Source organism: Pseudomonas sp. PA1(2017), from assembly GCF_001945375.1.
In the GTDB taxonomy this organism is placed as follows: domain Bacteria; phylum Pseudomonadota; class Gammaproteobacteria; order Pseudomonadales; family Pseudomonadaceae; genus Aquipseudomonas.
The window spans coordinates 552,792-565,895 of record NZ_MSXU01000009.1 but is presented as its reverse complement, the minus strand read 5'-3'; the positions used below and the strand labels follow the sequence as shown (position 1 = coordinate 565,895).

Genomic DNA, 13,104 nt, shown 5'->3' with positions numbered 1-13,104 from the left:
ATACCAACGCTAATGTGCATGAGGCGGTACCTCACACATATGAATCGATTTTTTTGCTGATACGGCTCAATCTAAGTAAAGGTGTACTAGCCGTACGCTTACGACTCGCGCGCTCCCAGTGCATGCCCACAAGAGATGATGGAGCATCGCGGCCGGCCGCATCTCTCAGCCCCGTCAGAACGGAGCCTCATGATTGCTGCGATCCGCTTTAGTGCTGCCTTCGACAAGCGTCATTGCCAGGTCGCCACACGACTCTCGCTGCAGGATAACTGAGCCCGTTTCTTCGAAGCTCCTTTGCAAACTGCTCGGGACATCCAGCCACTCTATGACCTCGTCGTACTCGGCCAGCGACTATTTATACCCGGTCACACTGTGCCGACCGAGTACTTCACCTTTCAGCACCATTGCGCAGTTGGCCAATGACTATAATTCCATCTGCACTTTTTACAACCTGTTCGGGCGTAAGGTAATGGCCTGGCGCCAATAGCAACTCATCTTCAGAATCTAACCGGTCTTCGCTCTCGCCAAGAGCTACTTTGGCAGCATTCACACTCATGCCAGCAGCGTTGCTAGACTTCATATAAAACAGCACAGATCCGGTATTGCAGTTCCCGCTTTCAAGTTCTTTTTTCAACTGCCTCCTCAGCACTTCGTTCTCCATATCGCTCTTGGTCAAGTCCACAACGTATTCCGGCTCGCCCATTCCGCTGCTCGCCATCCGCCCCGAGAATTGCATGGCTGCGTGGTAGGACGATGTCGTACTCAAGAAGCCATTAAAGTTGATGCACTCCCCGTCAAGAATTGCATTGAGAAAGCGCCCACCTTGTAGCTTTGTAGTTACCGCATCTTCAGAACTCGTTGCCCCCTTCAACAAGGGAACCCCATCAATCTTCGGGGCATGCTGCAAAATATTTTTCAACACTTGACTTGGCGCCTGCAGCGTATCTTCCAAACGCATTCTAAGGGCGTCCATTTCCTCCTCAAGCTCGCACATTCCAGTAAACGCGCCATAATGATGTCCAAACTCCTCGACGAATTCATCAATGTCATTCGATTGCTCACCCTCATCAGGTGTGAGGTGACGTAGAAATTGAGGCAGCGATTCAAATCCCATTGCAGCCAAGTTCATGAAGAAATTGTCGCCGTACGCCTGCTGATAATAATCCAAGGCTTCAGCCAGTTCGCTTTTATGAGCGCGAGACAAAGAGCTGACATATTCCCGGCTTTGGGTATGAATCATGGTGCGAGAATTGGGCAAATCGTTCAGCGTCATTCCCTTGATAGAATCTGCCATTGCTTGAGCGTGTTGCCTCAAGTATGCCTTCTGAGCAAGCAAATGCCTGGCATCATTGACACTTAATTGCTGACGACCTCTTTGTTGAATCTCTCGAGAGGCGGGCGCTTCGAAAGATGACGTGAAACCAGCTCTGCTCACAGGTTTTAGCTGCACCGGCATACCGCTGACGGAGATAATCCCCTCACCAGGCTGCTCGAGCCTGGCTTGTGGTTGCGCGATTTGTAATGGCTGATGTTGGCCACGCAATAAGGTCAGACTAGGGTTGAAGTGCGGGTTGCTGATAGGCGTTGGCATAGGTGATCCATTCAACTGGTTGCTCTTCAGCTAAGTGGGCGCCAGTTCCATCCGGTTCCATGCCATCGATTGTTGCCATCTAATACCAACACCATCAAAACGGAACTGCTTCCTTATCAGCTGGCTGTAGCTGCAATACGCTTTTTTCCACCGAACACCGAAGCCATATCACCTTGCTTCTCCCACTGTAGAATCACCGAGCCTGCCTCGTCGAAGTCCATCTGCAACCCGCCTATAGCTGCCAGCTGATACATCACCTGACCCCACTCCGCGTCGCCGTCGGTTTCCAACCGATGTATCCGTACGCGCTTGCCCAGCCATGCCACCGGCAAATCGACCATCGCCAGCACTCCGCGCGCCAATTGATATGAGCCTGTGCTGATCGACGCCATATCTTGTGCCTCTGCTGCTTGCCTACCCATGCCGCCCTCCTGAATTCTTTGCCTTACCAATTCCGCAATCCGCGAGCACCTAAAACGGCGCCTCTTCCTCAACGGGCGCCACCGCCTCGCTACGCTCTGCACCATCCTCTGGCTCGCCGGCTTCCCAGGTAATCACCGCGTGCTCCTCTACATCGAAGGCCAGCGCCAGGCCGTCGGTATCCGCCAGCAGCGTCATGATCCCGTCCCAGGCCTCATCGGTGTCCGTTTCCAGGCGGTGAATCACCGCCCTCCTCTCTAGCTGCGCCTGTGGCGATCCGATCATTGCCGACACCCGCAGGCCTACGCATCCATGATCACGAGCAGGCCGAGGCACAGAAGCGCCAGGCTGCAAAGGCCCAAGCCAAGGAAGCGGCGGCACCGGTTGCCCCGGCCAGTCAGCCGGAGCCCGCAACGCAGGCTCAGCAGTCAGCGCCAGTTACGCATGCAGCGCATTCCCCAGCCGCTGCCGTCGACGATGGCCAGCGCATCAAGCTCGGCGACATCAACGGCCGGTTGCGCTCCAACCTGACCGGCGACTTCCCCCGCTCAATCGGCTTCGAGGCCGTTGGCCGTTAGCGTGCCGCCGTCTTGTATCGCGCCGCAGACTTCCCGGCGATCTGCTCGGCGCTGATCAGCCATATCCAGCAGGCTCAGCAGAGCCGCATCGCTGTGTGAGGTGCTTATGCTTGCAGCAACCAGCAACCAGCAACCAGCAACCAGCAACCAACTCCGCGCTCCCGAGCGCGACGAACTGGCAGCCCTGCAGGAGCAGTTCCTGGCCTCTGGCGGCCAGGTCGACAAGCTGGCTATCACCGACCGCCTGCCCGAACCCGTCGGCAAGCTGCGCGACCGAGTCCGCACCTAGCTGCACCAGCCGGCGCGAGCTCGACCGCAAGGACAATGACCTGGCGCAACGCGCGGCAGCACTGGCCGCGACCGGCCTGGGCTCTCAGCACATTCGCAAGAATGTTGGGACTTGGACCCGTAGCGTTCGAGCAGTTCATGGCGCGGCACGGCACCCCGCTTCCTGGATCGAGGAGCGCTTGATGGCCAAATCCGCGACCCGACGAAAGCAGGAGCAGCGGGAGCGCGACAAGCTGGCCGAAGAGGAACGCCTGGCCAGGCTGCTGTCGTGCACCATCAAGCTCGACCTGTTCAAGGCCACCGACGCTCAGCTGATCCGCTCCATGGAGCGGCTGGACATCGAGGAGCCGCAAGACCTCATCAGCCGTTTGATCTGCGGCGCCAACTGCTTTGATGACGAAACCCTGCTCGAAATCACCGATATGTGACATAGAGGTGTGACATGTACGGGCGCGCGTGGGCTAATCGACACTGCCCTGCTGCTGGGCATCGGCTTCCAACGGACTTTAAAATCCAACTGGCACTCAGCTTCGCCTGACCAACCTGAGGAACATTGCATGCCCAATCATGTCACCAACCGTATTCAGGCGACGACCGCAGTCATACATTCGATGCTCGATGAAAGCGGCCAGGTCGACTTCGCAAAGATCATTCCTTTTCCAGGTGAATGGCCCTGGGATGACGTAAGCGAGGCAGCCCAAGCCGCGGCGGATATTGCGCTCAACGTGCCGCTTCACGAGAACGTCACGATCACCAACTGGCAGGCCAAAAACCGCGAAAGCTCCAGCATTGCGGCTCTGCCCGAACGGGATTTCGAGCAGTTCATTCAGATGCTACGCAACTTCCGAGCAACCGGCTTCATGCATTACCTGTCTTTCACCCGGGAGAACTGGGGTACCAAGTGGAATGCCTATGAGCAGGAAATCGACGCAGCAGCAGGCAAGGTCAAATTTGACACAGCTTGGAGCTGCCCTATCCCGGTTTTACAGGCACTGAGCGCCAGCCATCCGACTGAGCTGATCGAAGTACAGTTCGCCGATGAAGACCTCGGTAGTAACTGTGGAACCATCCATTTCAAGGCAGGTGAGATAGTGCATCACGACGTTTCGCCCGGCTGGCAGCAGCTCAACGAGGAGGGTCAGAAACGCCGGGAAGCCTTTGCCTATGAGGTTAAAGGGTACGACCCGGAAGACGACCAGTGGTGACCTCGCTATACTCACCCAGTCCCACTGCTCTCGCCATCGCGCGCGACGAAATCCAATAATCGGAAAACGTGGCACGGCGCTTCATCGAAGAGAGCGAGCGCGAGCTGCGGCGGGATTCCGAGACTGATGCCGCGGCTCAGGCCAGACGTACCAACGCCTCGCTGTGAGCCTCGCCAATCTCCCTGATCGCGTTGGTTACATGGGGATGCCCGACATCCCGGAGGGGGTTGTTGCCGAGCAGGAGCGCTCCGGCGTGATCAGCCAACTCCCTCTCATCCCAGCCCTTGTGCTTAGCAGCCGATCAAGGCAATGAGCGCCTGCTCCAAAGCGATTTCACGATCTGCAGCCATCACACCTCCTAGATCCGGCCTCATGCCGGTTAACTGTAATAGCCCACCCACACCAATCCGCCACCGGCCTGCCCCCGCAGCCGACGGCGAAGCTATGCCCATAACTGAGGTATCCGCCACGCCGATTCGCGTTATTCACCATATCGACAAAAAACCGGACGGAACCCCAGCGGTGCTGCATCACGCCCCAGCCGAGCGGCCTGCTGGCGAGCTAATTGAAGGCGTGCTGGCCGACCTCAACGAAAATTACAACGCCAGGCAGGGCAAAGCCTGGGGCTTCTTCCATGAAGAATCCGGCGCGTGCCCCTTCAGCCGCTGGCTGAACGAATACCTGCAGCAGTCGTTGTCTTTCATCGATTTCAGCCTTGAGGCGGCCGTGCACTTGGCCAACCTGATGGAGGAATCGAACCTCACCACCGGTGGCTAAGTGTTCTTCGCCCACTACCAGCAGGGCACGACGGACTACCTCGCGATTGCCCTTCTCCACCATGCCGACGGTGTAGCTCTGGATGATTCGCTGCAGCCAGTACCAGCCAAGCAGCTCGACCTGGGCCAACTGCATCTGGCATCGCGTATCAACCTCAGCGAGTGGCGCGACAACAAGCAATCGAAGCAGTACATTTCGTTCATCAAGGGAAAGAACGGCCGCAAGGTGAGCGATTACTTCCACGATTTCATTGGGTGTCAGGAAGGGATCGACGCGCCAAGCGAGACCCGCACGCTGCTCAAGGCTTTCAGCGATTCGTCGAAGCCGAGGATCTGCCGGAAGAGCATGCACTCGCCCAGGCCAAGATAAGCGAGCCGATCACCCTGGACGAACTGTCCGAGGTACCGGATGAAGATCGCCCGAAGGCCGTCTACGACCACATCCGCAACAAGGACTACGGCCTGTCGCCTGAGATACCGGCGGACAAGCGAACGTTCTCAGGGCTCCGGATTTCAGAGGCGCTCGAGCTTAGATGGGAAGACATCAACTGGGGACAGCGCAGCGCTCACGTCCGTCGCACGGTTGCGCTGGGCCAGGAAGAAGAGAGAACGAAGACGGGCCATGAACGGTTCGTGCTGCTGAATCAGAGGGCTCTCAGAGCGCTGTGGTTCGCCAAGGCATACGCTGATCGCCGCCTGCTCGGCATCGGGCGTATCAAGTCGACGCACTACATATTCCCGCCGTCGAAGGGCCAGGAATACGTTCGACTAACCTCCGATATCCACTACAAGTGGCGCCCGACCCTGAATGACCTGGGCATTCGCTACAGGCGGCCATATAACTGCCGTCACACGTATGCGACAATCTGCTTAATGACGGACATGAAACCCGCCTTTATCGCCCAGCAGCTCGGCCATTCCGTGCAGATGCTGCTCTCCACATATGCGCGCCGGATCAACTCAACCTCGGACTGGGGGGAGATGAGCAAGCTTGATATTGGTATCAAATCGGTATCGATTCAAGAAACGCGCAGCTAAGTTACTGATAGGTAAGCACTTTGATCTCCACCGCTAACATCACCATGCAGTTCGGCGCCAAGCCGCTGTTTGAGAACGTTTCCGTCAAGTTCAACAACGGCAACCGCTACGGCCTGATCGGCGCCAACGGCTGCGGCAAGTCGACCTTCATGAAGATTCTCGGCGGCGACCTCGAGCCATCCGGCGGCCAGGTGATGCTCGAACCGAACGTGCGCCTGGGTAAGCTGCGCCAGGATCAGTTCGCCTACGAAGAATTCAACGTGATCGACACGGTCATCATGGGTCATGAGGAGTTGTGGAAGGTCAAGGCCGAGCGCGACCGTATCTACTCGCTGCCTGAAATGAGCGAAGAAGACGGCATGAAAGTCGGCGAGCTCGAGGGCGAGTTCGCCGAGATGGACGGTTATACCGCCGAGTCTCGCGCCGGCGAACTGCTGCTGGGCCTGGGCATTCCGCTGGAACAGCATTTTGGTCCGATGAGCGAAGTCGCGCCCGGCTGGAAGCTGCGGGTGCTGCTGGCCCAGGCGCTGTTCTCCGATCCGGACGTGTTGCTGCTCGACGAGCCGACCAACCACCTGGATATCAACACCATCCGTTGGTTGGAAACGATCCTCACAGCGCGCAACAGCACCATGATCATCATTTCCCACGACCGTCACTTCCTGAACTCGGTCTGCACCCACATGGCTGACCTGGATTACGGCGAACTGCGCCTCTTCCCAGGCAACTACGACGAGTACATGACCGCCGCGACTCAGTCACGCGAGCAGCTGCTGGCCGACAACGCCAAGAAGAAGGCGCAGATCTCCGAGCTGCAAAGCTTCGTCAGCCGCTTCTCGGCGAACGCCTCGAAGGCCAAGCAGGCAACCAGCCGCGCCAAGCAGATCGACAAGATCCAGCTGGCCGAGGTCAAGCCGTCGAGTCGCGTCAGCCCGTTCATTCGCTTCGAGCAGACCAAGAAGCTGCACCGCCAGGCCGTGACCATCGAGAAGCTCAGCAAGGCATTCGATGACAAGGTGCTGTTCAAGAACTTCAGCTTCACCGTCGAAGCGGGCGAGCGCGTGGCGATCATCGGCCCCAACGGGATCGGCAAGACTACCCTGCTGCGCACTCTGGTTGGCGAAATGAAACCGGATGCCGGTGCGGTGAAATGGACGGAAAGCGCCGAAGTCGGCTACTACGCCCAGGATCACGCCCACGACTTCGAGGACGACGTGAGCCTGTTCGACTGGATGGGCCAATGGACCACCGGTGAGCAGGTCATTCGCGGCACCCTGGGCCGCATGCTGTTCTCCAACGACGAAATTCTCAAGTCGGTGAAGGTCATCTCCGGTGGTGAACAGGGCCGCATGCTGTTCGGCAAGCTGATCCTGCAGAAACCCAACGTACTGGTGATGGACGAACCGACCAACCACCTGGATATGGAATCCATCGAAGCGCTCAACCTGGCGCTGGAAAACTACCCGGGCACGCTGATCTTCGTCAGCCACGACCGTGAGTTCGTCGGTTCCCTGGCCACGCGTATCATCGAACTGTCGGACAACGGCGTGACCGACTTCAGCGGTACCTACGACGACTACCTGCGCAGCCAGGGCATCATCGTTTGATCGACTGAGCCAGTGTGACCAGAAGCCCCGTCATCCGCTGGATGGCGGGGCTTTTTGTATGGGCTGATAGTAGCGTCGCAGGTTGCAGCCTGCGGACCCACCGGTGGTAGCCGATAACGGATTTCCCCCTGTGGGAGCGGCTTTAGCCGCGAGGCTATCGGCGAACGCAAGGCTTATCGCGGCTGAAGCCGCTCCCACATTTTTGCAGCGTGCCTCTCGGCATGTCCTGCACACCCATATGTGCACCGCGCCTGACGGCGTAGCCTGGGTTGAGCATCGCGATACCCAGGCTACCGAATCGAAAGAACCAGGCTGCAGATACAAAAACGCCGCTCAATCGAGCGGCGCTTTTGGGTTACGGCTGAATGATCAGGCTGATAGTTCGACCAGCAGCTTGTTCAGGCGCTGCACATAGGCGGCCGGATCCTTCAGGCTATCGCCTGCTGCCAGGGCCGCCTGGTCGAAGAGGATGTGCGACAGGTCGCCGAAACGATCTTCGTCCGGCTCGGCGTCCAGCTTCTCGATCAGCGGATGGCTGGGGTTGAATTCGAAGATCGGTTTCGAATCCGGCACCTTCTGCCCGCTGGCCTCGAGGATCTGGCGCATCTGCAGGCCCAGGTCCTGTTCGCCGATGGCCAGAATGGCCGGCGAATCGGTCAGACGATGGGAAACGCGAACCTCGGCGACCTGCTCGCCCAGGGCGGTTTTCAGGCGTTCGACCAGGCCTTCCTTGCTCTTGGCGACTTCTTCCTGGGCCTTCTTGTCCTCTTCCGAGTCCAGCGAGCCCAGATCCAGATCACCACGCGCCACGTCGATGAAAGACTTGCCGTCGAACTCGGTGAGGTAGCTCATCAGCCACTCGTCGATGCGGTCGGTGAGCAGCAGCACTTCGATGCCTTTCTTGCGGAAGACTTCCAGGTGCGGGCTGTTCTTGACCTGCGCGTAGGATTCGCCGGTGAGGAAGTAGATCTTGTCCTGGCCTTCTTTCAGGCGGCTGACGTAATCGCCCAGGGAAACCACCTGCTCGCCCTCGCCTTCGGCGGTCGAGGCGAAACGCAGCAGCCCAGCGATTTTTTCCTTGTTGGCGAAGTCTTCCGCCGGGCCTTCCTTGAGGACCTGAGCGAAGTTCTTCCAGAAGGTCTTGTACTGCTCGGGCTCGTTCTTGGCGAGTTTCTCCAGCATGTCGAGCACGCGCTTGGTCAGCGCCGACTTCATGGAGTCGATCACCGGATCCTTTTGCAGGATTTCGCGCGAAACGTTCAGCGACAGGTCGTTGGAGTCGACCACGCCCTTGATGAAGCGCAGATACAGCGGCAGGAACTCGTCGGCCTGATCCATGATGAACACGCGCTGCACATATAGCTTCAGGCCGCGCGGCGCTTCACGCTGGTACAGGTCGAACGGTGCGCGGCCCGGCACGTACAGCAGCGAGGTGTACTCCAGCTTGCCTTCGACCTTGTTGTGGCTCCAGCTAAGTGGGTTGTCGTAGTCGTGGGAGACGTGCTTGTAGAATTCCTGGTACTGCTCGTCGGTGACCTCGGTGCGCGGGCGCGTCCACAGCGCGCTGGCGCGGTTGACCACCTCCCACTCCGGCTCAGCGGGCTTGTCCTTCTCTTCGCCGTGGAATTCTTTCGGCAGCTCGATCGGCAAGCCGATATGGTCGGAGTACTTCTTGATGACGTTGCGCAGGCGCCAGCCATCGGCGAACTCTTCTTCGCCGCTCTTCAGGTGCAGGACGATACGGGTGCCGCGCTCGGCTTTCTCGACGGTGGCGATCTCGAACTCGCCTTCGCCCTTCGAGGCCCAGTGCACGCCTTCGCCGGCGGCCAGGCCTGCGCGACGGGTGAACACTTCGACCTTGTCGGCGACGATGAAGGCCGAATAGAAGCCCACGCCGAACTGGCCGATCAGGCTCGAATCCTTCTTCTGATCACCGGAGAGGTTCTTCAGGAAATCGGCGGTGCCCGACTTGGCGATGGTGCCCAGGTGCGCGATGGTCTCTTCGCGGCTCATGCCGATGCCGTTGTCTTCGAGGGTGACGGTCTTGGCGTCCTTATCGAAGCTCACACGGATCTTCAGCTCCGAACCGCCCTCGAGCAGCTCGGGCTTGGCCAGCGCTTCGAAACGCAGCTTGTCGACGGCGTCCGATGCGTTGGAGATCAACTCGCGCAGGAAGATTTCCTTGTTGGAATACAGCGAGTGAATCATGAGGTGCAGCAGCTGCTTCACCTCTGTCTGGAAGCCCAGGGTTTCTTTTTGAGTTTCCACACTCATGGTCATCTAACTCCACATTGATGGCTAAGCCGCGGTACGGCGGATGACCATCAGGTGGGGGCGGCGTGGAAAAATTCAAGTCATTCGTCGACGCGCTCCACGTGCACGACATCGGCCGGCAACAGGGTGAAGCGTGCTTCGCCCGAACCATTCAGGCGTTGACGCAGCACCAGCAGGCCCTGTTCGTCGATGCCGGCAAACTGGCCCTGAACCGCCGTGCCCTTTTCGCTGAACAGGCGCATGGGCTGGTTGACGTAGTGCTGCGGCTCGGCGAGCAACCGCGCCAGAGTCAGCTCCTGGCGAGGATCCAGCTGCGCCGATGGTGGGTTTATCGCCGCCTTGGGCGCCATGGTGCTCGGCGCGGGCTCGGATGCCACCGGCAATTCCGGGAAACGGTCATCATCGATTCGCCAGCCAAGCTGCGGATGTTTGCTCAAGCGCACCGGAACGCGCCGCTCCTGGCCGCCCACGCGCGCCTGTACGTCGAGCGCCAGATTGCCGGTGGTCACGTCGTGCAGCGGCAACGGCGCGAGCTGGACGTCACGGGTGGCAAAGCGCCGCTGCAGGTAATCGGTGACCAGGTAAACCAGAGTGTCGCGTGAATCCACCGTACGGTCGACCTGGCCTTGCTGGTAGCGCAAGCCGTTGCGAAACAACTCGACTTTGCCGGTCAAGGTGGTCTGGAACTGTGCCGGCAGCACCAGGTGAAATTCACCTACCAGGCGGTTCGGTTCCTCGGGGTGCAGGTCCAGATGCAGCGTATAGCCGCCCTTGAGCTGACGTGCTTCGGGCAGATCCTGATCGGGCAACAACCAGCTCAATTCGATTTCCGGCAGTTGCCCGGGATCATCGGGCAGCACATCCAGGCGCAAACCATCGACGCCGACCGGCAGGCCGCGAATGCTGAGCTCGCGACGCGCGAAAAAATCCTGGCCTTCACGCAGGCTGAGCACGCCATCGACCAGTTCGCCTTCCTGGGGCGTGAAGGGCTCGCCGTTGAGCTGGCCGTGCAACTGGATGTTCAGTTCGCCAGCGGCTGGCTGCTCGGGCTTGAGCCACTGCAGTCCGATGATCGCCTCCAGGCGTTGCGGATCCTGCCCGGCCATCACCGCAAGCCCGACGATCAGCGGGATCATGCCCAAAGCGCAGCAACCCAGTGCATGCTTGGCACGTCGCCAGTGCCGCACGATGAACAGCAGCGTCAACGGCGGCAACAGGCAGGCCCACCCCCACAGCAGACTGGTGGCGAAACCGCGCATCACCAACAGCACCAGGCCGACGAGGATCAGCAGCAGGCCGCCCAGGATCAACAACGCATCCATTCGATTTCCTTAGATCAGTAACCGGCGTCGATCAACCGCGCAAAGAGCGCAACGATAATGATCGCCGCACTCGGGTTCCATCGACGCGTCGAGCCTTTTCGCTTTTCGTGGCAAGCCCTGGATTGGTGCTTGCGCCTGCTTGGGTGAAGCAAAAAAGCGCATCAACGCAAAGGCAGTGAACTTATCGTGCCCTCGACGCCTCGAAAAACGGTAATGGTCTTTACCCAAAGGAGAAACACCACCATGCAAAAATCAGTCGCTTACGCCTTCATGCTGGCTGCCACGCTGGGCCTTGCGGCCTGTGACAAGCCGTCCGAAAACAAAGCTCAAGATGCTCAGGAAGCCCGTACTGAAGCTCAAGAGTCGATGAACGACGCTGCTAAAGAAAGCAACGAAGCTGCACAGAAAGAAGCAGAGGCCGCTCAAGAAGCCGCCAAAGAGCAACAGGAAGAAGCTCAGACTCCACCAGCCACTGCCCCGGCCGAGCCTGCAGCCCCTGCAGAACCAGCCGCGACTGACGCGCCAAAGCAGCAGTAAGCTGACAGTATCACGTTACCCGCAGTCCGCTGCGGGTAACGCCCTTCCCCCCTGCTCCCGTCTGGTTCAACGCATCGCCGGTGTCAGCATCAGCAACAGCGTACATCCCATCCCAATCGCCCATACCAGGCTGCGCTGCCAGTGCAGGTCGGCCCAGTAGAAGATCAGATACAGAACCCGCGCGATCACGAAGATCACCGCCAGCCAGTCGACCAGCCAGCCACTGCTCTGGGTAACGTGCGCCATCAGCACGCCCACCGCGAACAGCGGGAAGGCTTCGAAGCTGTTCTGATGCGCCGCCAATGCCCGCGCACCGAAACCGGTCAAGCGCGCCTGCTGAGCCCGCGGATGGTGATTGTCGTACGTGCCGCCCTCCTGCTTCATCGCCCTGGCTACCGGCGCTTTAGCGATGAAAATCAGCAAGGCGCTGATGAAGATGCACCAGAATGGAATGCTCACTCGCTCTTCTCCTTGGCCGGCTCGAAGGTCGGCGTTTGTGTGTACACCATGACTTCCAGTACATCCGAATGAAATTCGCGGCGGTACAACACCACCACGACCCCTGCGCTCACCATCATGAAGAACCAGGGGTTGATGAACCACGCCAGGGTGGCCATGCCGAAATAATAGGCGCGCAAGCCATAGTTGAACTGGTTAGCCGCCATCGAGATGACGCGCGCAGTGCGCTCGGCGAACGCCTTGCGTTCCTGCTCGGTAACGTGACGCTCACCGATCATCGGTGCCGAGCCCACCAGCACGGCGGCAAAGTTGTACTGGCGCATGCACCAGCTGAACGTGAAGAAGGCGTAGACGAACACCACGCCCAGGCACAGCAGCTTGACCTCGGAGATGCCACGGCTGGCCGACTGCACGAATGGCAGGTCGGCGAGTAGTGACACCGCGCGATCCGAGGCGCCAAGTACGGTGAGGATACCGGCCAGAATGATCAGCGTACTGGATGCGAAGAACGAGGCATTGCGTTCCAGGTTGCCGATCACGTTGGCATCGGCGATGCGGTTCTCGCGCAGCAACATGCGCCGCATCCAGTCCTCGCGATACAGGTGCAGTACGCTGGCCAGGCATGGCGTGGTGCGGCCCTTGGCATGGGCATACCGGGTGTAACCCGCCCAGCACAGAACGAACCAGCAGGCAGCAATCAAGTGGTGGAGATAGTCTTCGCTGATGGACATGCAAATTCCTTGTGGGGCGAGGGCCTGCCGGTGATCGCGCCCTCCTCTTCGAGTGGCGATGAAACGGCAGCAGGCCTGCGAATTATAGCCACGCAAGACAGCAAAAAGCCGCTCCAGGGAGCGGCTTTCGTTCACGCGTTAAGGCCTAGGGTCTGTTCCCGTTTCACGCACGGCCGCGCCGGAGCCAGTTCTTGCGCGAGGCAAGGGCCGCGCCCGCTCCCGGCGGGCTTGCGGCATTTCCCACATCCATGTGGGTCACACAGATGCGAAGTTTGGCT

At 59.2% G+C, this 13,104-nt stretch carries 14 protein-coding genes and 1 pseudogene; 8 read left to right on the top strand and 7 right to left on the bottom strand.

What is annotated here, in order from left to right:
- Positions 1-388: 388 nt before the first annotated feature.
- The 3 genes from BVH01_RS24100 to BVH01_RS09685 form a co-directional block, all read right to left on the bottom strand.
- Positions 389-1,591, bottom strand: a complete 1,203-nt coding sequence (locus BVH01_RS24100) for a hypothetical protein (RefSeq protein ID WP_139317808.1) — start codon at positions 1,589-1,591, stop codon at positions 389-391.
- A gap of 116 nt (positions 1,592-1,707) precedes the next feature.
- Positions 1,708-2,013 (bottom strand): DUF1654 domain-containing protein, encoded by a 306-nt coding sequence (locus BVH01_RS09690; RefSeq protein WP_075930127.1) that lies wholly within the window; start codon positions 2,011-2,013, stop codon positions 1,708-1,710.
- Between the two features lie 49 nt (positions 2,014-2,062).
- Positions 2,063-2,296: a DUF1654 domain-containing protein gene (locus BVH01_RS09685; RefSeq protein ID WP_083651795.1), complete on the bottom strand. Its 234-nt coding sequence runs from the start codon at positions 2,294-2,296 to the stop codon at positions 2,063-2,065.
- Here BVH01_RS09685 and BVH01_RS24095 point away from each other — a divergent pair.
- The 7 genes and pseudogenes from BVH01_RS24095 to BVH01_RS09650 all read left to right on the top strand — a co-directional run bounded on the left by BVH01_RS24095 (position 2,296) and on the right by BVH01_RS09650 (position 7,503).
- Entirely contained in the window at positions 2,296-2,589 is a 294-nt protein-coding gene (locus BVH01_RS24095; protein WP_083651793.1) for a hypothetical protein, read from the top strand. The genes BVH01_RS09685 and BVH01_RS24095 overlap by 1 nt on opposite strands.
- Positions 2,590-2,695: 106 nt before the next feature.
- Positions 2,696-2,878 carry a hypothetical protein gene (locus BVH01_RS24650; protein WP_075930125.1) on the top strand — a complete coding sequence of 61 codons (183 nt, stop codon included), beginning with the start codon at positions 2,696-2,698 and terminating at the stop codon, positions 2,876-2,878.
- Positions 2,879-3,059: 181 nt separating this feature from the next.
- Positions 3,060-3,305: a hypothetical protein gene (locus BVH01_RS09675; protein WP_075930124.1), complete on the top strand. Its 246-nt coding sequence runs from the start codon at positions 3,060-3,062 to the stop codon at positions 3,303-3,305.
- Positions 3,306-3,434: 129 nt separating this feature from the next.
- Positions 3,435-4,082 (top strand): hypothetical protein, encoded by a 648-nt coding sequence (locus BVH01_RS09670; protein WP_075930123.1) that lies wholly within the window; start codon positions 3,435-3,437, stop codon positions 4,080-4,082.
- Between the two features lie 444 nt (positions 4,083-4,526).
- A pseudogene (locus tag BVH01_RS24960) lies at positions 4,527-5,368 on the top strand (nucleoid-associated protein); the annotation flags it as partial.
- The gene (locus BVH01_RS24955; RefSeq protein ID WP_371915599.1) at positions 5,369-5,896 is read left to right on the top strand and encodes a tyrosine-type recombinase/integrase; all 528 of its coding nucleotides are present in this window, start codon (positions 5,369-5,371) and stop codon (positions 5,894-5,896) included.
- 20 nt (positions 5,897-5,916) lie between these two features.
- Positions 5,917-7,503 carry an ABC-F family ATPase gene (locus BVH01_RS09650; RefSeq protein ID WP_075930119.1) on the top strand — a complete coding sequence of 529 codons (1,587 nt, stop codon included), beginning with the start codon at positions 5,917-5,919 and terminating at the stop codon, positions 7,501-7,503.
- A 369-nt stretch (positions 7,504-7,872) separates the two neighbouring features.
- On the opposite strand, the gene htpG is transcribed toward BVH01_RS09650, so the two are convergent.
- Positions 7,873-9,777, bottom strand: coding sequence for a molecular chaperone HtpG (gene htpG / locus BVH01_RS09645; RefSeq protein WP_075930995.1), 1,905 nt, complete (start codon positions 9,775-9,777; stop codon positions 7,873-7,875).
- Positions 9,778-9,857: 80 nt separating this feature from the next.
- Entirely contained in the window at positions 9,858-11,099 is a 1,242-nt protein-coding gene (locus BVH01_RS09640; RefSeq protein WP_075930118.1) for an MFS transporter, read from the bottom strand.
- A 243-nt stretch (positions 11,100-11,342) separates the two neighbouring features.
- Here BVH01_RS09640 and BVH01_RS09635 point away from each other — a divergent pair, with 243 nt between their 5' ends.
- Positions 11,343-11,636 (top strand): hypothetical protein, encoded by a 294-nt coding sequence (locus BVH01_RS09635; RefSeq protein ID WP_075930117.1) that lies wholly within the window; start codon positions 11,343-11,345, stop codon positions 11,634-11,636.
- 66 nt (positions 11,637-11,702) lie between these two features.
- On the opposite strand, the gene BVH01_RS09630 is transcribed toward BVH01_RS09635, so the two are convergent.
- The gene (locus BVH01_RS09630) at positions 11,703-12,095 is read right to left on the bottom strand and encodes an MAPEG family protein (protein ID WP_075930116.1); all 393 of its coding nucleotides are present in this window, start codon (positions 12,093-12,095) and stop codon (positions 11,703-11,705) included.
- Complete coding sequence (locus tag BVH01_RS09625; RefSeq protein WP_075930115.1) at positions 12,092-12,826, bottom strand: DUF599 domain-containing protein; 735 nt, start codon at positions 12,824-12,826, stop codon at positions 12,092-12,094. Before BVH01_RS09625 ends, BVH01_RS09630 begins: the two co-directional genes overlap by 4 nt.
- Positions 12,827-13,104: the final 278 nt, after the last annotated feature.